The organism is Streptomyces scabichelini (genome assembly GCF_011045015.1).
Taxonomy (GTDB): domain Bacteria; phylum Actinomycetota; class Actinomycetes; order Streptomycetales; family Streptomycetaceae; genus Streptomyces; species Streptomyces scabichelini.
In genome coordinates this window covers 14,743-35,524 of the sequence record NZ_JAAKZY010000003.1, presented here as the reverse complement: position 1 = coordinate 35,524, position 20,782 = coordinate 14,743, and the positions used below count along the sequence as shown (strand labels likewise).

At 71.4% G+C, this 20,782-nt stretch carries 16 protein-coding genes; 8 read left to right on the top strand and 8 right to left on the bottom strand.

Annotated features, from left to right (window positions below; all coding sequences use genetic code 11):
• Positions 1-82 precede the first annotated feature (82 nt).
• Positions 83-1,093 (bottom strand): enoyl-CoA hydratase/isomerase family protein, encoded by a 1,011-nt coding sequence (locus tag G5C60_RS01545; RefSeq protein WP_165254314.1) that lies wholly within the window; start codon positions 1,091-1,093, stop codon positions 83-85.
• A 62-nt stretch (positions 1,094-1,155) separates the two neighbouring features.
• A complete protein-coding gene (locus G5C60_RS01540; protein WP_338145647.1) occupies positions 1,156-1,878 on the bottom strand; it encodes a dehydroquinate synthase/iron-containing alcohol dehydrogenase family protein in 723 nt (240 codons plus the stop codon).
• 284 nt (positions 1,879-2,162) lie between these two features.
• Between G5C60_RS01540 and G5C60_RS01535 the strand changes: the two genes are divergently transcribed.
• The gene (locus tag G5C60_RS01535; RefSeq protein ID WP_165254313.1) at positions 2,163-4,052 is read left to right on the top strand and encodes a propionyl-CoA synthetase; all 1,890 of its coding nucleotides are present in this window, start codon (positions 2,163-2,165) and stop codon (positions 4,050-4,052) included.
• 42 nt (positions 4,053-4,094) lie between these two features.
• Here the strand turns inward: G5C60_RS01535 and G5C60_RS01530 are convergent, their stop codons facing one another.
• The 5 genes from G5C60_RS01530 to G5C60_RS01510 form a co-directional block, all read right to left on the bottom strand.
• The gene (locus tag G5C60_RS01530) at positions 4,095-4,994 is read right to left on the bottom strand and encodes an AraC family transcriptional regulator (RefSeq protein ID WP_338145646.1); all 900 of its coding nucleotides are present in this window, start codon (positions 4,992-4,994) and stop codon (positions 4,095-4,097) included.
• Between the two features lie 16 nt (positions 4,995-5,010).
• Positions 5,011-5,841 carry an alpha/beta fold hydrolase gene (locus G5C60_RS01525; RefSeq protein WP_165254312.1) on the bottom strand — a complete coding sequence of 277 codons (831 nt, stop codon included), beginning with the start codon at positions 5,839-5,841 and terminating at the stop codon, positions 5,011-5,013.
• 146 nt (positions 5,842-5,987) lie between these two features.
• Positions 5,988-6,857 carry a 3-hydroxybutyryl-CoA dehydrogenase gene (locus G5C60_RS01520; protein ID WP_165254311.1) on the bottom strand — a complete coding sequence of 290 codons (870 nt, stop codon included), beginning with the start codon at positions 6,855-6,857 and terminating at the stop codon, positions 5,988-5,990.
• Between the two features lie 68 nt (positions 6,858-6,925).
• Positions 6,926-10,171 carry a fused isobutyryl-CoA mutase/GTPase IcmF gene (gene icmF, locus G5C60_RS01515; protein ID WP_165254310.1) on the bottom strand — a complete coding sequence of 1,082 codons (3,246 nt, stop codon included), beginning with the start codon at positions 10,169-10,171 and terminating at the stop codon, positions 6,926-6,928.
• 202 nt (positions 10,172-10,373) lie between these two features.
• Positions 10,374-11,591, bottom strand: coding sequence for an acyl-CoA dehydrogenase family protein (locus G5C60_RS01510; RefSeq protein WP_165254388.1), 1,218 nt, complete (start codon positions 11,589-11,591; stop codon positions 10,374-10,376).
• Between the two features lie 225 nt (positions 11,592-11,816).
• Here G5C60_RS01510 and G5C60_RS01505 point away from each other — a divergent pair, with 225 nt between their 5' ends.
• The 7 genes from G5C60_RS01505 to G5C60_RS01475 all read left to right on the top strand — a co-directional run bounded on the left by G5C60_RS01505 (position 11,817) and on the right by G5C60_RS01475 (position 19,707).
• Entirely contained in the window at positions 11,817-12,641 is an 825-nt protein-coding gene (locus G5C60_RS01505; RefSeq protein WP_165254309.1) for an enoyl-CoA hydratase/isomerase family protein, read from the top strand.
• 124 nt (positions 12,642-12,765) lie between these two features.
• On the top strand, positions 12,766-13,410 hold the full coding sequence (locus G5C60_RS01500) for a hypothetical protein (RefSeq protein ID WP_241266407.1): 645 nt from the start codon (positions 12,766-12,768) through the stop codon (positions 13,408-13,410).
• Positions 13,407-15,992: a putative PEP-binding protein gene (locus G5C60_RS01495; protein WP_165254308.1), complete on the top strand. Its 2,586-nt coding sequence runs from the start codon at positions 13,407-13,409 to the stop codon at positions 15,990-15,992. The genes G5C60_RS01500 and G5C60_RS01495 overlap by 4 nt, the downstream gene beginning before the upstream one ends.
• The gene (locus G5C60_RS01490) at positions 15,989-17,116 is read left to right on the top strand and encodes an acyl-CoA dehydrogenase family protein (protein WP_165254307.1); all 1,128 of its coding nucleotides are present in this window, start codon (positions 15,989-15,991) and stop codon (positions 17,114-17,116) included. Before G5C60_RS01495 ends, G5C60_RS01490 begins: the two co-directional genes overlap by 4 nt.
• Before the next feature lie 92 nt (positions 17,117-17,208).
• A complete protein-coding gene (locus G5C60_RS01485; protein ID WP_165254306.1) occupies positions 17,209-17,652 on the top strand; it encodes a Zn-ribbon domain-containing OB-fold protein in 444 nt (147 codons plus the stop codon).
• Positions 17,649-18,803: a thiolase family protein gene (locus G5C60_RS01480; RefSeq protein WP_165254305.1), complete on the top strand. Its 1,155-nt coding sequence runs from the start codon at positions 17,649-17,651 to the stop codon at positions 18,801-18,803. The genes G5C60_RS01485 and G5C60_RS01480 overlap by 4 nt, the downstream gene beginning before the upstream one ends.
• 199 nt (positions 18,804-19,002) lie before the next feature.
• Positions 19,003-19,707: an SDR family NAD(P)-dependent oxidoreductase gene (locus tag G5C60_RS01475; protein ID WP_165254304.1), complete on the top strand. Its 705-nt coding sequence runs from the start codon at positions 19,003-19,005 to the stop codon at positions 19,705-19,707.
• Positions 19,708-20,006: 299 nt separating this feature from the next.
• Here G5C60_RS01475 and G5C60_RS01470 read toward each other — a convergent pair whose 3' ends face one another.
• Complete coding sequence (locus G5C60_RS01470) at positions 20,007-20,663, bottom strand: TetR/AcrR family transcriptional regulator (protein WP_165254303.1); 657 nt, start codon at positions 20,661-20,663, stop codon at positions 20,007-20,009.
• Between the last annotated feature and the right edge of the window lie 119 nt (positions 20,664-20,782).

Sequence of the window (20,782 nt, the reverse complement as noted above, 5' to 3'; positions counted from 1 at the left end):
CCTCCGTCCGGCACGGCCACCGGAAGGGCACCGACGCCCTCTCACTCGTTGCGTGTCGGGAGTGTGATCACCGCGGACATGCTCAGGACGGCAGCGCCCGCTCGCCGAGCGACGCACGCTGCCAGTCGGGAGTGCGGTCCTTGTCGACCAGGGCGGCGCGGACGCCCTCCAGGAAGTCCGGCGTGCGGATGGTCGTGCGCGTGAGGGCGAGTTCGGTGTCGAGGCACTCGCGCAAGGTGTGCTGCCTGCCCCGGGCCAGCAGGGCGTGAGTGATCTCCAGGCTCTGCGGCGAGGCGGACTCCAGGGCGACCAGTGCGTCTGCAGCCCAGGGGGTGTCGAGGTGGCGCAGGCGTTTCTCGATCTCGCCGAGGGTCGGCGCGCCGAACGCCCAGTCCACATCCCCGCGTACCTCCGCCAGCCTGCTGCCTGCCACCGGGGAGCGGCCGGCGAGACGGTTCAGGACCACGTCCACCGGGTCGCCGGGGTTGTCGGCCAGGGCGTCCCCGACCGCGTCGAGCCCGTCCGCGGGGACGAAGTGCGTGGCCAGCCCCGTGTACAGGGCGTCGGCCGCGTCGAGCCGGTGCCCGGTCAGTCCGAGGTACATGCCGATCGCGCCGGGCAGCCTCGGCAGAAAGTAGCTGGCCCCGATGTCCGGGAAGAACCCGATCGCGGTCTCTGGCATCGCGAGCACCGCGTGCTCGGTGACGACGCGGAACGAGCCGTGGACGGACAGACCGAGACCGCCGCCCATGCACACGCCGTCGATGAGCGACACGACCGGCACGGGATATTCGGCGATCCGGGCGTTGAGCCGGTACTCGGAGGCGAAGAACCGCTCACTGGCCTCGGCATCCCCGGCGAGGCTGTGCTCGCGGATCGTGCGGATGTCTCCGCCGGCGCAGAACGCCTTCGTGCTGGTACTGGCGAGCACCACAGCAGAAAGGGGTGTGTGCTCCCACTCGGCGAGCACACGGTCGATGGCGGCGACCATTCCTGTCGTCAGGGCGTTGAGCGCCTTGGGCCGGTTCAAAAGGATGCGGCCGACGCCCCGGTGGACGTCGGCGAGAATCTCGACCGCAGCGGTATCAGTCATCGGTCGTCATCTCATCATCCGCTCGGACCTGGCTGTCGTAGCCATCAGCCATCAGGGTTTCCTCACTCGCCGGGTGTCAGGCGTAGATCTGCGCGTAGAGATCCTGGATCTCGTGCACGGTGGGTACGACGGGGTTGTTGGCGGGCGATCCGGACGCGAGCGTCTGCTCGGCCATGACTCGGCCATGAGGGGCAGCAGGCGGAACCACTCGTCCTTGTCGATGCCGTGGGCTTGGGGGTGGGCACCTCAAGATCCTGACACAGGGCTTGGAGCGCCTCCGTGAGCTTATCGGTGGCCAAGGCGTCACCGTCGCGGTCGGTGGCGGCTCCGAGGGCGCGGGCGCAGTCGGCGTACCGGCTCTCGGCGGCGTGCGCGGGGAACGCGGTCACCGCGGGGAAGAGCATTGCGTTCGACAGACCGTGGGCGACGTGGAAGAGGACGCCGATCGGACGGCTCATGCCGTGCACCAGCGCCACGCTGGAGTTGGAGAAGGCGATACCGGCCTGAGTCGCGGCGAGCAGCATCTTCGCCTCGCGAGCCTCGATGTCTCCCCCGTCGGCGTAGACGCGGCGGAGGTGGTGGCCGATGGTCCGGATCGCGTTCAGCGCGAGGCCGTCGGAGAACGGATCGGCCTTGCGGCTCACGTACGCCTCGACGGCGTGAGTGAGCGCGTCGACGCCGGTGTCCGCGGTCAGCCGGGCCGGCATCGACAGAGTCAGTCCGAAGTCGACGACGGTGGCCGGCCGCCAGGAACGCCGGCCCACTCGATGCCCGAAGGCCGGCACTCGTTGTCCTGGGCGCCGGGCGGGTACCCGAGGTGGACCAGGCGATCCAGCGGATGGGTCAGTGGCTCCGTAAGCACCTCGGCGCGTGAGCAGCAGCTGCACCTGACGGCGGGCTTGCTGACGGCCGGGCCGCTTCGCCGAACCACCGCCATGCCGGTGACCGGTCCGCCGGTCTCCGGCATCCCGCTCGACCATGCGGGCCGGCATGCGGTACTTGTGTCCGACACCGTTCCGCACACGGCCCCACCACCCCACCGTCCCTCGATGCCACAAAGGAGCGCGCGATGGGAACGTACGAGGATGTCTTCCGCGCCAGTACGGAGGACCCGGAGAGCTTCTGGCTGAAGGCGGCCGAGGGCATCGACTGGGATGTCGCTCCGCGGCGCGCCCTGGATTCCTCGGGCGCACCCTTCTACCGCTGGTTTCCCGACGGACGGCTCAACGTCTGTTTCAACGCGCTCGACCGGCACGTCGAGGCCGGCCGCGGCGACCAGCCCGCGATCGTCTACGACTCACCCGTGACCGACACCCAACGCACCTACACTTACGCGCAGTTGAGGAACGAGGTGGCGGCCTTCGCCGGAGCGCTCGCACAGCTCGGCGTGGGGCACGGCGACCGGGTGGTCATCTACATGCCGATGGTCCCCGAGGCCGCGATCGCGATGCTGGCCTGTGCGCGCATCGGCGCGGTCCACTCGGTCGTCTTCGGCGGGTTCGCCCCGCGCGAACTCGCCCTCCGTATCGACGACGCGGCCCCCAAGGTGGTGGTCTCCGCCTCCTGCGGCATCGAGGGCAAGCGGGTCATCGCGTACAAGCCCCTGCTCGACCAGGCCATCGAACTCGCCGTCCACAAGCCGGAGAAGAGTGTGATCCTGCAACGCCCGCAGGAGCGGGCCGAGTTGGGGCCGGACGATCTCGACTGGGGCGAGCTGGTCGCCTCCGCGCCGCCGGCCGACTGCGCTCCCGTCGCCGCCACCGATCCCCTGTACATCCTCTACACGTCCGGAACGACCGGAAAGCCCAAGGGAGTTGTGCGTGACTGCGGCGGTTACGCGGTCGCCCTGCACTGGTCGATGGGCGCCGTGTACGACGTGGGGCCGGGCGAGACGATGTTCACCGGCTCCGATGTCGGCTGGGTCGTCGGGCACTCGTACATCGTCTACGCGCCCCTGCTGGCCGGCGCCACGACGGTCCTGTACGAGGGTAAGCCGGTCGGCACGCCGGACGCGGGCCAGTTCTGGCGCGTCGCCGCCGAGTACCGGGTCAAGACCATGTTCACGGCGCCCACCGCCTTCCGGGCGATCAGGAAGGAGGACCCGAAGGGGGCGCTCACCGCTGGCTACGACCTCTCCCACCTGCGCTACCTCTTCCTGGCCGGTGAGCGCCTCGACCCGGAGACGTATCACTGGGCGAGCGCTCTCCTGGGCGTTCCGGTGATCGACCACTGGTGGCAGACCGAGACCGGCTGGCCCATCGTCGCCAATCCGGTCGGCATCGAAGCCGCTCCCGTCAAACCCGGCTCGCCCACCCGCCCGCTGCCGGGCTGGGACGTCCGCGTCCTCGACCCTTCGGGCGAGCCGGTGCCCGCGGGTGTCGACGGCGCGATCGTCGTGCGGCTCCCCCTGCCACCCGGCGCACTCCCCACCCTCTGGAACGACGACGACCGCTACGTCGCCTCCTACCTCTCCGCTTACGACGGCTACTACCTCACCGGCGACAGCGGCCACATCGACGAAGACGGCTACGTCTTCGTCATGGGCCGCACGGACGACGTCATCAACGTCGCCGGACACCGCCTGTCCACCGGCAGCATGGAAGAGGCTCTGGCCGCCCACCCCGACGTCGCCGAATGCGCCGTCATCGGCGTCGCCGACGAACTCAAGGGACAGATCCCGCGCGGCTTCGTCGTCCTGAAAGCCGGCAGCGACCGCGCCCCGAGCGAGGTCGAGGCCGAACTCGTCCAGCTCGTACGCGAGCGCATCGGCGCCGTCGCCTCCCTCAAGGACGTCACGGTCGTCGCCGCCCTGCCCAAGACCCGCTCGGGCAAGATCCTGCGCAAGACCATGCGCGGCATCGCCGACGGCCGCGACGAACCCATCCCGTCCACGGTGGACGACCCGGACGTCATCGAAGTCCTGCGCCCGGTCCTCCGCCGCGCAGGTCACACCCCGTGAACGGCCGACAGCGCCCTGGCCGACGCAGTGTCTGGATCACTATCAGTGCCGGGGCGACCGAGGGTCGAGGATGCCTTCACCACCCGTCACGGCGATCCGGGTCGGCGATGAAGTCGGCCATGCCACGTCGTCGATCGCGAGCCATGGCGCGACAGCCACGGCCTTGGGGGTAAGCCCGGTGAACGCCTTGACCTCGCGGTGGAGATGGGGTTGGTCGACGTAGCCGCTCTCGATGGCAGCGCCGGCGGCGGTGTGACCCGCCGCGAGAAGGTGGGCGGCGTGGTCGAAGCGCACCAGTCGGGCGGCCTGTTTGGGTGTGATGCCGAGCTGGGACCGGAAGCGAGCCGACAGGTGCTTGCGGCTCCAGCCGGTCTCGTCCGCCAGGCCGTCGATGCGCACCCGCCCCCGCCGGGTGAGTGTGCGCCGCCAGGTGTACGCGACCTCCGGGTCGACCCGTGGGCGGGCGCCCCGCCGTCGGCGGAGGATGTCCGCCGCGATGGTGAACCGTTCGTCCCACGACTCGGCGGCGCGCAGCCTGTCCTCGGCTCGCCCGGCGTCACGGCCCCAGACATCCTCGAGGGGTACCACCGTCCCGGTGAGGTCGGTCGTTGCGCCGAGCACCGCGGCCGCCACGGCCGGCTGCAGTCGGATCTGGAGGCACTCCCCCACCCGGCCGCCGGTCCGGAGATCGCCGGGAAGGAGCCCGACGACGACACTGCCGTGCCCGTGCCGGCCAGGGGTGTCGTAGACGAGGCCGTCTCCGTCGCTCAGATCGATGAGCAGGGTGACGGACGGGTGCGCGACCATGGCGACGGAGACGTCCACGGGTGCGGGGGCCCGCATGCGGAACCCGGCCATGCTGATTCCCGGCAGCCGATCCGACGGGCGTGGGACCGCGATGTCCACGCTCGTCCAGTCGGGCGGTGTCCCGGTCGACAACACGTGACCAGTCTAGGTCTCAGGGGCCAACGGGCGGGATGTCGGCGCCCGTTGCCGTAAAGCCGAGGAGCAGTTCGCTGGTCCTCTCAGGCTCTTCGAACATGGCCAGGTGCCCGACGCCGGGCAGCAGCTCGACCCGAGCGTTCGGCACCGCGTCGTACTGGTGCGCCGACGACGGCTCCCAGCGGGGGTCGGCGGTGCCGAAGAGCACCAGGACGGGGACTTCGAGGTCGGTGAGACGTTCGGGCACGCTCCGCTCGGCGATGTAGGCGCCGTTGCGACGCAGCACTCTCCTGAGCACGCGGTACTTGATGTCCCGTACCTCGGCGACCACGTCGTCCGGGACGTCCACCGGGCGAGCGGCCGTCATGCTGATCCCCTTGCGGATCATCGCGTCCGAGCGCCTCGCCCAGAGGAGCGGGCCGAGCGGCGGGGCCAACAGGATCCGGTGGAGGAACGGCTGCGGAAGGAGCGCGTCGGGACTCGGGCCGGAGCTGATCAGCACGAGCGACCTGACCAGGTCGGGGCGCTGTTCGGCGAGCGCGGTGGCTACGTAGCCGCCGCTGGAGTGTCCGACCGCGGCGACGCGACGAAGGCCGAGGTCGTCGAGCACCGCCGCCACCCGGCCCGCCTGCGCGGGCACGTCGTACGACGGCGCGGGCGGGGACTGGCCGCAGCCCGGAAGGTCGACCCGGATGACGTGATGACGGCCGGCCAGTTTCGGGACCATCGGGCCCCAGGTGGCGCCCGAGGCCCCTGACCCGTGGATGAGCAACAGCGGGGTCGCCTGCTGCGGACCGTCGTGGACCACGTGCATCCCATGCGCCTGCTCAACGTCGTATTCACCCATGCGGGGATGATGCATGGGCTGCCGAGGGTCGGTCTTGTACGTATGTCGTCTGGCGTCTGGCGTCTGGCGTCGCGGAGTTGACGACCACCGGGCTCCGCGCCGACAAGCGCCCGGAAGCCGGGCCTCTAAGCAGCTCCCTGCGGTTGTCAGGCGGTGTGGTCGTAGAACCCGTGGCCGCTCTTGCGGCCCAGGCGGCCGGCGGCGACCATGCGCCGGAGCAGCGCGGGCGGCGCGTAGAGAGGCTCCTTGAACTCCTCGTACATCGACTCTGCCACCGCCTGGGCCGTGTCGAGCCCGATGAGGTCGAGCAGACGCAGCGGGCCCATCGGGTGGGCACAGCCCAGTTCCATCCCTCGGTCGATGTCCTCGGGGCTCGCGGATCCGGACTCGACCATGCGCACGGCGGCGAGCAGGTAGGGCACGAGGAGGGCGTTGACCACGAATCCGGAGCGGTCGGGCGCCTCGACGACCTCCTTGCCCAGGGCTTCGGAGGCGAACGCCCGTGCCCGTACGAGGGTGTCGGGGCTCGTGGTGAGGGCCGGGATGATCTCGACCAGCGTCTGCACGGGTACGGGGTTGAAGAAGTGCAGACCCAGGACGTGGGTGGGCCGCTGGGTCGCCACCGCCAGGTCGACCACGGGAATCGACGAGGTGTTGGTGGCCAGAATCGCTTCGGGGTCGGTGACGACCTGGTCGAGGGTCTTCATGAGGCCGGTCTTGAGGTCGCGGTTCTCGGCGATGGCCTCGATCACGAACTGCCGGTCGGCCATGGCCTTGAGGTCGTCGGTGTAGCTCAGCCGGGACCGCGCGCCGTCCCGCGCCTCCTCGCTGATCTTGCCGCGTCGCAGGGCGCGGTCGAGGGAGGCCTCGACGCGGCGGCGGCCGGCCTCGGCGGCTTCGGGGGACGACTCGGCGACCAGTACGTCGATGCCGCTGCCGCCGAGGGCGGCGACCTCGGCGATCCCGGAGCCCATGAGGCCGCAGCCGACGACGCCGAGACGGGTGACAGTTTCCATGCGGGTGGCCCTTTGCGTGGGACGAAGAGAGGGAGGAGAGGGAAGAAAGGGGTGTCCGAGCGGATGCTTCAGACGTTGCGGCGGTACTTTCCGCCGACTTCGAAGAACGCCTCGGTGATCTCCTGGAGCGAGCAGACCCTGGCCGCGTCCATCAGTACGGCGAAGGCGTTCTCACCACTGGTCGCGGCGCGCCTGAGTTCGGCGAGAGCGGCCTGCGCCTCGGCGCGGTGGCGGGTGCGGAAATCCTGGACGCGGGTGAGCTGGGCCTGCTTCTCCCCCTCGGTGGCGCGGGCCAGTTCCACCGTCCCGTGGTCGGCGTCACCGCCGGGCTTGCGGAAGGTGTTGACGCCGATGATCGGCAGCGTGCCGTCGTGCTTGCGCTGCTCGTAGAGCATCGACTCGTCCTGGATGCGGCCGCGCTGGTAGCCGGTCTCCATGGCGCCGAGGACTCCGCCGCGTTCGCTGATCCGCTCGAACTCCTGGAGGACGGCTTCTTCGACGAGGTCGGTGAGTTCGTCGATGATGTACGAGCCCTGCAGCGGGTTCTCGTTCATCGCCAGGCCCCACTCGCGGTTGATGATCAGCTGGATGGCGAGGGCCCGGCGGACGGAGTCCTCGGTGGGGGTGGTGACGGCCTCGTCGTAGGCGTTGGTGTGCAAGCTGTTGCAGTTGTCGTAGACGGCGATGAGCGCCTGCAGGGTGGTGCGGATGTCGTTGAAGTCCATCTCCTGGGCGTGCAGGGAGCGGCCGGAAGTCTGGACGTGGTACTTCAGCTTCTGGCTGCGCTCGCCCGCTCCGAACCGGTCGCGCATCGCCACCGCCCAGATGCGGCGGGCGACCCGGCCGAGGACGGTGTACTCGGGGTCCATGCCGTTGGAGAAGAAGAAGGACAGGTTGGGCGCGAAGTCGTCGACGTCCATGCCGCGGGCCAGGTACGCCTCGACGTAGGTGAAGCCGTTGGCGAGGGTGAAGGCGAGCTGGCTGATGGGGTTCGCGCCGGCTTCGGCTATGTGGTAGCCGGAGATGGACACCGAGTAGAAGTTGCGCACGCCCTGCTCGATGAACCATTCCTGGATGTCGGCCATCATCCGCAAGGAGAACTCGGTGGAGAACAGGCAGGTGTTCTGGCCCTGGTCCTCCTTGAGGATGTCGGCCTGGACGGTGCCCCGCACGGTCCGCAGCACATGTGCCCGGATTTCCGCGGCCTCCTCGGCGGTGGGCTCGCGGCCGTGTTCGGCAGTGAAGGCGTCTAGTCGCTGGTCGATGGCCGTGTTGAGGAAGAAGGCCAGGACGGTGGGCGCCGGGCCGTTGATGGTCATGGAGACCGAGGTGGTCGGGGAGATCAGGTCGAAGCCCGCGTAGAGCGCCTTCATGTCGTCGAGGGTGGCGACGGAGACGCCCGATGTGCCGATCTTGCCGTAGATGTCGGGGCGCAGGGCGGGGTCGTGGCCGTAGAGGGTGACGGAGTCGAAGGCTGTGGACAGCCGGGTGGCCTCGCTGTGCTTGGAGAGGTAGTGGAAGCGGCGGTTGGTGCGCTGCGGGTCGCCTTCGCCGGCGAACATCCGGGCCGGGTCCTCGCCCTCCCGCTTGAACGGGAAGACGCCGGCCGTGAAAGGGAACCGGCCGGGCAGGTTCTCCGCGCGCAGGAAGCGCAGCAGTTCGCCGTGGTCCTCGTAGCGGGGCAGGGCGACGCGGGGTACGAGGTTGCCGGAGAGGGACTCGCGGACCAGCCGGGTGCGCAGTTCGCGGCCGCGGGTGACGGTCACGAGTTCCTCGCCCGAGTACGCCTGAACGGTCTCCGGCCAGTCCTCCAGCAGGTGGCGCGCGGCCGGGTCGAGGCGCTCCTCGGCGTCGGCGAGCAGTTTCTCGACGTCCGCGGTGGGTGCTTCGACCGCGCTCAGCTCGTCCCGTACGGAGCCCAGCCGCTGGACGCGCCGGGCGGCGTCGCCCTGGGTGCGGGTGTCGGCGTGGTAGCGGCGTACGGTCTCGGCGATTTCGGCGAGGTAGCGCACCCTGGCCGTGGGCACGATCTGCGCGGCGCCGGTGGAGTGCCGCACGGTGGCCACGGCGAGGGTGCCGGGGTCGGACGGGAGGCCTTGTGCGGTGAGCAGGCCGAGCAGGTGCTGGTAGAGGGCGGTGACGCCGTCGTCGTTGAAGGTGGCGGCACTGGTGCCGAAGACCGGCATGTCCTCGGGTCGCGTGCCGAACGCCTCGCGGTTGCGCACCAGTTGGCGCCCGACGTCACGCATCGCGTCCGCCGCCCCGCGTCGCTCGAACTTGTTGATGGCGACCACGTCGGCGAAGTCCAGCATGTCGATCTTCTCGAGCTGGGAGGCGGCGCCGAACTCGGGTGTCATGACGTACAGCGAGACGTCCGAGTACGGGACGATGGCGGCGTCGCCCTGTCCGATGCCGGGGGTCTCCACGATCACCAGGTCGTATCCGGCGGCCTTGCATGCGGCGATGGAGTCGGTGAGGCCCTCGGGGAGTTCGTGGTGGCCGCGGGTGGCCAGGGAACGGAAGAAGACCCGGTCCCCGTCCAGGCTGTTCATGCGGATCCGGTCGCCGAGCAGGGCGCCGCCGCCGCGCCGCCGGGTGGGGTCGACGGCGAGCACGGCCACCCTCAGCTTGTCCTGCTGGTCGACACGCAGCCGTCGTACGAGTTCGTCGGTGAGGGAGGACTTGCCCGCGCCGCCGGTGCCGGTGATGCCGAGGACCGGTACGGAGCGGGCGGCCGCGGCCTGGCGCAGGATCCGCAGGTCCTCGTCCGGGACGGTGGCGGACTGCAGGCCGCTGAGCAGCCGGCCGAGCGCGGGGCGTTCACCCGCCAGTACCGCGGTGAGCCGGGCGGGGGTGTCCTGCCAGGGGGCGGTGTCGCAGTCCCTGACGATGGTGTTGATCATGCCCGCGAGGCCGAGGCGCTGTCCGTCCTCCGGGGTGAAGATCCGCACCCCGGCCTCGGCGAGCCGCTGGATCTCCTCGGGGACGATCACTCCTCCGCCGCCGCCGAAGATCCTCACATGGCCGGCGCCGCGTTCGCGGAGCAGCTCGGCGAGGTATTCGAAGTACTCGACGTGGCCGCCCTGGTAGGAGCTGACGGCCACGCCCTGGACGTCCTCCTCCACGGCGGCGTCGACGATCTCGCCGACCGAGCGGTTGTGACCGAGGTGGATGACCTCGGCCCCCTGCGCCTGGAGGATGCGCCGCATGATGTTGATCGAGGCGTCGTGGCCGTCGAAGAGGCTGGATGCGGTGACCAGGCGTACGGGGTGCTCGGCCCGGTGCGGCTGCGGTGCGTCGTTGTCAGCGGACACGTGTTCTCCGGACGGCCTGCCCGTGGTGGCGGGCAACGGACAGGGAAATTACTAGGACGTCCTAGTAATTGGTGGCGGGAAAGCCGTACGATCCGGGGAGCAAGACCCGCTTCGCACGGCTTTCAGAAGCTTCCTGCATCAGCTTCCCTCATCGACTGACTGTAGTCAATGACAAGAAAGTAAGGCTCCGGCCAACCCCCCGTCAGGAGTCGGCGACTTCAGCGGAACGGGGCCGCCGGTACGGCTTCACCGCGCGGCGGGCGATGGCGAACCGGTGGGTCTCGGACGGTCCGTCGTAGATCCGGAACGGCCGCACCTCCCTGACCAGCCGGGACAGCGGAGTGTCGGCCGAGATGCCCAGCGCGCCACAGATCTGCACCGCCCGGTCGACCACCCGGCCCACCGCCTCCGCCACGAAGACCTTGGACACCGAGGAGAACTGCGCGGCGGCCGCGGAGCCGTTGTCGAGTTCCCAGGCGGTACGCCAGATCAGCGCACGGCTCGCCTCGATGTCGATCTCGGAGTCGGCCAGCATCTGCTGCACCATGCCGAGGTCGCCCAGCAGCGACCCGAAGGCCTCGCGGGTTCCCGCTCGCTCCAGTGCGACGTCCTGGGCCCGGCGCGCGGCCCCGAGCCAGCGCATGCAGTGCGTCAGCCGGGCCGGACCGAGGCGGACCTGGGCGTTCTCGAAGCCCCTGTTCACCTGACCGAGCACGCGGTCCTCGCCCACCACGCACTCCTCGAACACGACCTCGCTGTGCCCGGCGAAGAGCCCCTCGTCCAGGGTCTCGATGTCCCTGACGATGCGCATGCCCGGGTTGTCGGCGTCGACGAGGAACATGGTGGCGCCGCCCGGGTCGCCGGGGCCGCCCTCGGTGCGGGCCATCACGATGGCGAAGTCGGCGCCGCTCGCCCCGCTGATGAACCACTTGTGCCCGTCGATGCGCCAGCCGCCCGGGACCCGTACCGCCGTGGTCCGCAGCGCCCGGGGGTCGGCGCCCGCACCCGGCGCCGGCTCGGTCATCGCGAAGCACGAGCGGTACTCGCCTGCGGCCAGTGGGCGCAGATAGCGCGCCTGCTGCTCCTCGGAGGCCACCTTCTCGAGCAGGTGCATATTGCCCTCGTCGGGAGCCGCGCAGTTCAGCGCCAGCGGGCCGAGCACGGAGTATCCGGCGGCTTCGAACACCACCGCCTGTCCCCGCAGGTCGAGGCCGTGCCCGCCCCACCGCCCGGGGACGTGCGGCGCGAAGACACCGGCCTCGCGGGCCCCCTTCTGCAGGGCTTCCCGCAGGGCCTGCGGGGCGTCATGGACGGACCCGCCGCTCTCCCGCTCGGCCGGGATCACCACCTCGCGGACGAACTCGGCGGTGGCCTCGGCGAGCCGGGCGACGAACGGATCGACTTCGAACTGGATCGGCACGATTCCTCCAGCCGACGGGCGTACGGGCGCCAGTGCCCGTCGCATCGCGGAAACTGTACAACGGATAAAGTATCTTTCCGGCTGCGTCGGCCGCGAGGTGCTGCCGTAGTGCCGAACTCCACAGGAAAAGGAAGCTCGGCCGTTGCCGAAACTAGAGGGCGGGGCCAGTATGTGAGCCCTTTCCTGCTGATTCCCCCGCCCCCGCCGACTGAGAGAAGACCTCCCATGAGCACCCAGCCGGTCCGGGTCGTCCGCCACTCCGACGGGGTTGTCGAGCTGTTGCTGGACGACCCCACACGCGGAAACGCCCTTGATCTCCCGACCGCTGAGGCCCTGCGCGACGCAGCCGGCCACATCACCGCGGACCCTGGCGACGCGGTCCTGCTGCGGGCTGCGGGCAACAACTTCTGCGTCGGCGGTGACCTGCGCGCCTTCGCCGGCCGGGGTGCCGACACCGGCCCCTATGTGCACGCGGTCGCCACCGCCGCCCACGCTGCCGTACGCGCCCTGCATGAACTGCCCGTCCCCGTGGTGACCGCCGTGCGGGGCGCGGCCGCGGGCGGTGGCATCGGACTCGCCCTGGCCGGCGACATCGTGGTGGCCGCCCGGTCGGCACGGTTCCGGCTGGCCTACACGGCGATCGGGCTCACTCCGGACTGTGGTGCCTCATGGGTACTCCAGCGCCTGGTGGGACCCCGGCGGGCCGCGGACCTCATCCTCACCAACCGGGTGCTGACCGGCGACGACGCCGAGCGATGGGGCCTGGTGTCCCAGGTCGTGGAGGACGCCGAACTGGACGACACGGCGTACCGGACGGCCGCCGCGCTGGCCGCCGGGTCCGGCGCCGCGCTGCGGGCCGCGAAGGAACTGCTGCGGGCGGGCGCCGACGCGCCGCTGGAGCAGCAGTTGGCGGCGGAGGCGGACTCGATCGCCGCTCTGGCGGGCGGCGCGGAGGCCCAGGCCGCGATGGAGTCGTTCCTCGCCGCACGGTCCCGCGACAGGAGGCCGACCGGGCGGTCGGCGGACCAGAAGCCGCAAAGTGTTTCTTGACTACCTCTTCACTAACAGGCTCGCTGGAGCGTAACCTCCGGGCAACACAGATCGCAGTTCCCTGCGACCCGGCAACCGTCGCCGCGCGGCTGAGCCCGCGCCCCCACAGGAAAAAGGTGTGGAGATGCACTCTGCTGCCGTGGAGCGGACAGACACCCTCGACAACTCCCTCAGCGAGGCCCAGGCCGAAGCCGTCATCGACCTCGTCCTGCGCGGCATGTGGCGCGGTACGCCGGAGTCCGAGCACCGTCCACTGGTCGACGCCGGGCTCGCCATGGTGAAGGGCCCGATGGTGCTGCCCACCGAGCGCGCCAAGCAGGCCGTCGCGCAGATGCTGAGGATTCCCGCGGGGTCCGAGTCCCAGGAGCGGATCACCGCGGTCTACGAGGCGTTCCTGCCGGTCAACAGGAAGGTGCGCGAGGTCTGCACGGCCTGGCAGTGCCGTCCGGACGGCACCGTCAACGACCACACCGACAGTGTTTACGACGCCGAAGTGCGCGAGATGCTGGAGGACGTCCACGAGGCCATCCAGCCCGTACTGCGCAGGCTGGAACGGCTGCTCGCGAACAGCGACCGGTATCTCACCGGCCTGGAAGAGGCTCTCGACCGGTTCGACGACGGCGGCGCCCAGTGGCTGGCCTCCCCCCTGTGCGACTCGTACCACACGGTGTGGATGCGGCTGCACCAGGAACTGCTGCTGGTCCTGGGGATCAGCCGGGCCGAGGACGAGGCCCGCGAGGAAGAACTGGTCCGAAGGAGCCGAGGTTGAGCGTCACCGACGGCACGACCGGCGTCGTCACACAGCCGGAGGCTCCCGGCCTGGCCCTGGTGCCCTACGGCCAGGGGCGGATCCGGGGCCTGGACGCCGATGAACTGGGCGCGCACGGCATCGCGATGGACCGACTGGTGGCTCTCGGGCTGCCGGTGGTACCGGGGCTGACGGTGCCCGCGGGCTCCGCTGGGTCGCTGGGCGAGCCCGGCACCGCCCGTGCCGCCGTCGAACTGGTCGGGCAGATGTCGGGACGCCGGGTCGGTGACGCGACCCGGCCCTTGCTGCTGCGCCTGTCGGCGAGCGCGCCGGGCGAGGTCGCCGGGCTGCCGCCCGATCTCCCCTGCATCGGCGTCACCCCGGACAACGCCGGGGACCTGTGCGCCGTCATCGGCCGCGCCGAGGCGCTGGACGAGGTGTGGGCGGGCACCGTCCGGATGATCGCGGAGTACGCCCTCGGCGTACCGGCCGCTCTGCTGGACGACGCTCTCCTCGACGCCCCCGAACCCCGCGCCCGGGTCGAGGCGCTGCTCTCCCTGGTCACGCGGCACACCGGGCGTCCCTACCCCGACGACCCGGCGGAGCAGCTCGCCCTGGCCGCACGGGCGGTCCTCGCCCGCTGGGACTCGCCGCGCGCCAGAAGATCGCGCCGGGCCCAGAAGCTGCCCGCCGAGCTGGGTATCGCCCTGCACGTACAGGCGCTGCGCATCGGCCCCGCGGACCGCTCCGGTTACGGGACGGCGGTCAGCCGCCACCCCGAGACCGGCCGCTTCGCACCGCAGGGCTCCTTCTTCCGGGGCGTACGCCGCAGCGCGCCACCCCCGCACACCGGCGAAGCGCTGGAGAGACTGACCGGCGGCACGACGCTGCTCGAGCATTCCCTCCTCACCCTCGAACGCCATCTGCACGCGCCGGTATCCGTCGACTTCGAGGTGCGCGACGGTGAGATCTCGCTGCTCGCCGCCTCCGTGCAGAGCCGTCCGCCCCTGCGCGCCTCGGTGTGTCTGGCGGTCGACCTGGCCCGGGACGGGATCCTCGGCAAGGAGGAGGCGGTACGCCGGATCGGCCCCGCGCAGGTGCAGGAGCTGCTGCACCCGCAGCTGAGGCTGACGGGGGGCGAGGAACTTCTCGTACGAGGGCTGCCCGCCTCCCCGGGGGCCGCGGCCGGCCGGATCGCGCTCTCCAGCGAACGAGCCCTGGAACTGGGCGCGGAGGGCACCCCCGTCGTACTCGTCACCCATGAGACCACCCCCGCCGACGTCCCCGGGATGCTGGCATCCGCCGCCGTACTGACCGGCACCGGCGGCATCGCCTCGCACGCGGCGGTGGTGGCGCGGGGCGCCGGCAAGCCGGCGGTGTGCGGCGCCGCGGGACTGCGCGTGGACATGGCGACCGGCACGGTACGGATCGGCGACCGGGTGCTGCACGAGGGCGACCCGGTGTCGCTCGACGGCCGTACCGGCGCCGTCTACGCCGGAACGCTGAGCGTCAGTGTCGCCGGTCCGCCACCGGAGCTGTCCACCCTGCTGGAGTGGGCGGACGGGGCGCGACGGCTCGGGGTACGGGTCAACGCCGACACCGCGGCGGAGGTGAGCACCGCCGTCGCCCTCGGCGCGGAGGGTGTGGGACTGTGCCGTACGGAACACCAGTTCCTCGGCGACCGGCTGCCGCTGATCCGCAGCGTCATCCTGGCCGCGGACCCTGCGGCCCGTGACGAGGCGCTGATCGCCCTGGAGCGCGCACAGCACGAGGACTTCAAGGCGCTGCTGGCCGCGGTCGGCGACCGCCCGGTCACCGTGCGCCTGCTGGACGCACCGCTGCACGAGTTCCTGCCCGCGCCCGGAGAGGCCGGAGCAGCCGGTGACACAGCGGCGGAACAGCGGGCCGCGGCGCTGCGGGAGGCCAACCCCATGCTCGGGCTGCGCGGTGTGCGCCTGGCCATGCTGCACGAGAGGCTGTACCCGGCCCAGGCCGAGGCGCTCTTCTCGGCGTGGGCCGATGTCGCCGCCACCGGTGTCACGCCCCAGCTGGAGGTGATGATCCCGCTGGTCAGCCTGCCGGAGGAGCTGGAGGCCGCGGCCGGATTCGTACGCGCCGCCGCCGAGACGGTGGCCGCCCGCACCGGGGTGGAGGTGCCGTACCGGCTCGGGACGATGATCGAGACTCCGCGGGCCGCCCTGCTGGCCGCCGAACTCGCGGAGCACGCCGAGTTCTTCTCGTTCGGCACGAACGACCTCACCCAGCTCACCTACGGGTTCTCCCGGGACGACGTCGAACGCCAGGTGCTCACCTCGTACCAGGAGCGCGGGTTCCTCACCGCCAGCCCGTTCGCCCGGCTCGACCCGCACGGGGTAGGCGCGCTGATCGCACTGGCCGTGGAGCGAGCCAGAAGCGTGCGGCCGGACATCAAGCTCGGCGTGTGCGGTGAGCACGGCGGGGACCCCGAGTCGATCGCGTTCTGCGACGGCCTGGGACTGGACTACGTCTCCTGCTCCGCGCACCGCGTGCCGGTAGCCCGGATGGCGGCCGCGCACAGCGCGCTGCGCGCGCGTGGCAGTGACGAGAACGGGACGACAGCATGACCACTGTGACCGACCCCGCCGGGCAAGTGACGGGGATGTCCGAGGCCGAACTGGACGATCTGCGCGAGACCGTGCGGTCCGTGTGCGCGGACGCGGGCGGCATCGCGTCGGTGCGAGGGCTCGACGAGCACTCCCCCGGCATCGACTCCGAGCTGTGGGACACCCTCGGCCGGCAGGTGGGCCTCGCGGCTCTCGGCCTGCCGGAGGCGGTGGGAGGCATCGGCGGCCTCGCGGAGATCGCCGTGGTCTGCGAGGAGCTGGGCAGGACGCTGGCGCCGGTGCCGCTGCTGTCCTCCACCGTGCTGGCCGGGCAGGTGCTGGCCGGCTGTGGTACGGCCGACGCCGCGCTGGCGGAGCTGGCCGAGGGCAGGGTGCACGCACTTGCCGTGGCCGCGCCCGACGGCGCCTGGCGGCCCGAGGCCGTGCCGGTGTCCGTGACCTGGCGCGGCGGCGTCCCGGTGCTCGACGGCACCGCGCCGTTCGTCCTGGACGGTGCCGACGCCGAAGCCCTGGTGGTCGCGGCCACCGGTCCCGAGGGCGTGGACCTCTTCCTCGCCGACCCGCGAGAGCCGGGGGTGGCGGTCCGCCGGGTGTCCACGCTGGACCTCAGCCGGGGCCAGGCGGTGGTCACGTTCTCCGGTGCCCGGGTGCGCGCGCTGACCGCCGGGGGTGAGGGAACGGAGCTCGTCACCCGCGCCCTGGACGTGTCCCTGGTGGCGCTGGCCGCCGAACAGCTCGGCGGTGCGCAGGCGGCCCTGGACATGACAGTGGCGCATGTGCGGGAGCGTACGCAGTTCGGCAGGGCCATCGGCAGCTTCCAGGCGGTCAAGCACACCTGCGCGGACATGCTTCTTCAGGTCGAGTCCGCGCGGTCCGCGGTGGTGCGGGCGGTTCGTGCGGCCGGGTCCCCCGACGCGCTCGCGGAGGCCGCCGCGGTGGCTCAGTCCTGGTGCGGCGAGGCGTTCACGTCCGTCGCGGCGGAGTGCGTCCAGTTGCACGGCGGCATGGGCTTCACCTGGGAGCACGACGCCCACCTGTACTTCCGCCGCGCGCAGTCCGACGCCGTGCTGCTGGGCGGCACCGCACACCACCGGGAACGACTCGCCGGGCTGCTGGGCTGGTAACAGGACGGCTGGTCAAAGGACAGCTGGTCAGAGGACGGCTGGTCAGACGACGGCTGGTCAGAGGACGGCTGGTCAGAGAACAGGACGAGAGCATGACGACCAAACTCATCGACGAGAGCCTCTTCGAGGGCGTGGATCCGCCGTGCCTGGTGGGCGCGCGCTGCTCCGGGTGCGACACCGTCGTCTTCCCCCGCCAGGACTCGTGCCCCAAGTGCTCGGACGGGACCATGAACGCGCATGCGCTGCCGGTGAGCGGGCGCGTGTGGTCATGGACGCTGCAGGCGTTCCCGCCCAAGCCGCCGTACCGAGCGCCGTCCGGGGGTCACCAGCCGTATCACGTGGGTTACGTGGACCTCGGTGAGGTGCTGATCGAGGCACGCCTGGCGGTCTCCCGCACGGATATCCGGATCGGCCTTCCGGTCCGGCTCACCACAGTGCCCGCGTACCACGACGAGGACGGGACCGAGGTGCTGACCTTCGCGTTCCGCCCCGACTTGGTCCCCGGCCCGCGCCGCGGCCCGGAGGAGCGGCGATGAGCCGGGCCGACGAGGTGTACGTGGTCGGATGCGGGATGCATCCCTTCGGCCGCGACGAGTCCGTCACCGGGATGGACATGGCGGTACGGGCGGTACGGGAGGCGCTGGCCGACGCCGGTGTGGCCTGGGAGGACATCGGTTACGCGGCGGGCGGCTCCGACGTCTCCGGCAAGCCCGACACGCTCGTGGGCCGTCTCGGGCTGACCGGTGTGCCGTTCGTCAATGTGCAGAACGGCTGCGCGACCGGCGCCTCGACGGTGCTCGCGGTGGCCAACGCGCTGCGGGCCGGCGAGGCGTCGCTAGGGCTGGCCGTCGGGTTCGACAAGCATGAGCGGGGCGCGTTCCACGTCTCCGCGGCCCGTTACGGCCTCCCCGACTGGTACGCCGAGACCGGGATGATGCTGACGACGCAGTTCTTCGCGCTGAAGACGCAGCGCTACCTGCACGAGTACGGAATACCGGAGCGGGCCCTGGCCATGGTGGCCGCGCGCGCCTTCCGCAACGGCTCCCGCCATCCTCTGGCCTGGCGGCGCAAGGAGCTGACGGAGGAGGAGATCCTCAACTCCGCCGAAGTGAGCCCGCCGCTCACCCAGTACATGTTCTGCTCGCCGGGTCAGGGCGCGGCCGCGCTGGTGCTCGCGCGCGGCGACCGCGCGTTCGACCTGTGCGAACGGCCGGTCAGGCTGGCCTCGTTGGCCTTCCGGACGAGGCGGTTCGGCTCGTTCGAGGTGTTCTCGCCCTGGCTGCCGCCGGGACCGCATCGCAGCCCGAGCGTCGACGCGGCGGAGGCCGTCTTCCGTGGATCCGGTCTGCGGCCCGCCGATGTGCGGGTGGCCCAGTTGCAGGACACCGACAGTGGCTCGGAGTTGATCCATCTGGCGGAGACCGGGCTGTGCGGGCACGGGGAGCAGGAGGAACTGCTGTCCTCGGGCGCCACCGACCCGACGGGCCGGATCCCGGTCAACACCGACGGCGGCTGCCTGGCCGGCGGCGAGCCCGTCGGCGCCTCGGGACTGCGTCAGTTCCACGAGGTCGTACGGCAGTTGCAGGGCCGCGCTCCGGGTGTGCAGGTGCCCGATGGCCCACGAGTGGGCTTCACCCATGTGTACGGGGCTCCCGGCATCAGCGCATGCGCGCTGCTGACGGTCTGACCACAGCGGCGCGGCAGCGCCCCGAAGGGGCGCGGGGCTGTGACATGTGCGGCTCCGCCGCGATGGGGGTCCCCCCGCTCGAGCGCAGCCGAGAGTGGGGGAGCGACCAGCCACGACGTACCCGCAGATGGCACACCGAATTTCCAGCGGAGCGTTTTGGCGTCCGCTGCCCATGGGCGGAGAACTGAGGAGAACTGTCATGAGCGAGAGCAGAACCGCCCTGGTCACCGGTGGGGCACGCGGAATCGGCGCGGAGATCTGCCGACAGCTCGCGGACCGCGGTCTGCGGGTCCTGGTCGGCGCGCGGCAGTTGGAGGCGGCCGAAGAGGCGTGCCGTGTCATCGGCCCGGCGGCGCTGCCGCTGGCCCTGGACGTGACGTCGGCGAAGAGCGTCACCGAGGCGGTGCGGGAGGCCGGGGAACTGGTCGGCGGCGGGATCGACGTACTGGTGAACAACGCCGGGGTGTCCCTGGACGGCGACCTGCGGCCGCCGGACCTCGACGAGGCGGTTCTGCGCGCCACCCTGGACACCAATCTCGTGGGGGCCTGGCGCATGGCCGAGGCCGTCGTCCCGGGCATGGTGCGGGCGGGCTACGGACGGGTGGTCAACCTGACCAGCTCCTACGGTTCGCTGGCGCTGATGGACTCCGGCCGGCACCCGGCCTACCGCGTCTCCAAGACCGCGCTCAACGCGCTGACCCGCATGCTCGCGGGCGAGCTGGCCGGCACGGGCGTCCTGGTCAACGCCGCCGACCCGGGCTGGACCCGCAGCGGCATGGGCGGTCCGTCAGCCCCGCGCGGGCCGGAGGAGGGCGCGGACACCCCCGTATGGCTGGCGACCCTTCCCGAGGGCGATGACACGACGGGCGGGCTGTTCGCCGGCCGCGAGCCACTGCCGTGGTGACCGGACCTGCCGAAACCCCCGTCCGGCAGACCACCCTCCCCGAGGGCTGGGGCACGGCGGGCGGGCGCTTCGCCAGCCGCGAGCCACTGCCGTGGCGGCCCGGCTCCCCGGGCCCGTACTCGGGCCGGGGCAGTGCACGCGGCGCAGGCGGCGCCGTTGCCGCCCGGCCGTCCACGGACACCGCCACGGCCTCCCGCGCCGCAGGGCTGCGCCGGGCACCGCACCACGGAAGACGCCTTCCCGGAATGACTCCGGCCGGTCCGGCCGGGCGACCGCCGGCTCCGCGGGACCTGACGGGCTCAGGCCGGTGCCCCCGCGGTCGCCTCCCGGGCGGCGATGATCCGCAGCGCCAGGGACCTGACCGCCTCGTGCACCGACTGGGACGGCATTCCGGACAGCGGCCCGCCCTCCGCCCGCATCGCGGTCACGAGGATGGTCGTGCTGATCAGGGTGCGGACCGCGAGCGCCTGCGAGGCGTGCCGTGCCTTGGCCGCCCGGGGGCTGCGAGTGGTGCCCTCGGGCAGATAGTCGTACGCGCGCTGGATGTGCCGCTGCTCGAACTCGTCGCGCAGCAGCTTGATGTTGCCGTTGGCGGAGGCGATCTGGACCTGGTAGAACCGGGCTTCGTCCGGATTCCTCTCGACCCAGTCCCACACGGCGTCGATGACGCGCAGCAGGCCTTCGGCGTCGCCCGGTTCGGTCTCCGGCCGGGCCTCCTCCACGACCGCGTTGAGCTGGTCGAAGACCCGCCGCATGGCGAGTTCGAGCAGTTCTTCCTTGCCTGCGAAGTGGTAGTAGACGGCTGTGGGCACCACCTGGGCCTCGTCCGCGATGTCCTGCACGCTGGTCTCCGCGAACCCGTTACGGCCGAACACCCTGACCGCGGCACTGATGATGTGCTGCCGTCGCGAGGGACGGTGGGCGGGCTGCTTGCCGTTCTGCGTGGTGGCCATCATGCTCCCTGGCGGTTGCCGTGACCGGTGCCCGTGTGACCGGTGTACTGCCCATGCTATCCAGTAAGTCTGCCTGGTCGGAACGGTAATTCCCACTCCCCGGGTGTCCCTGGAGAACGAAG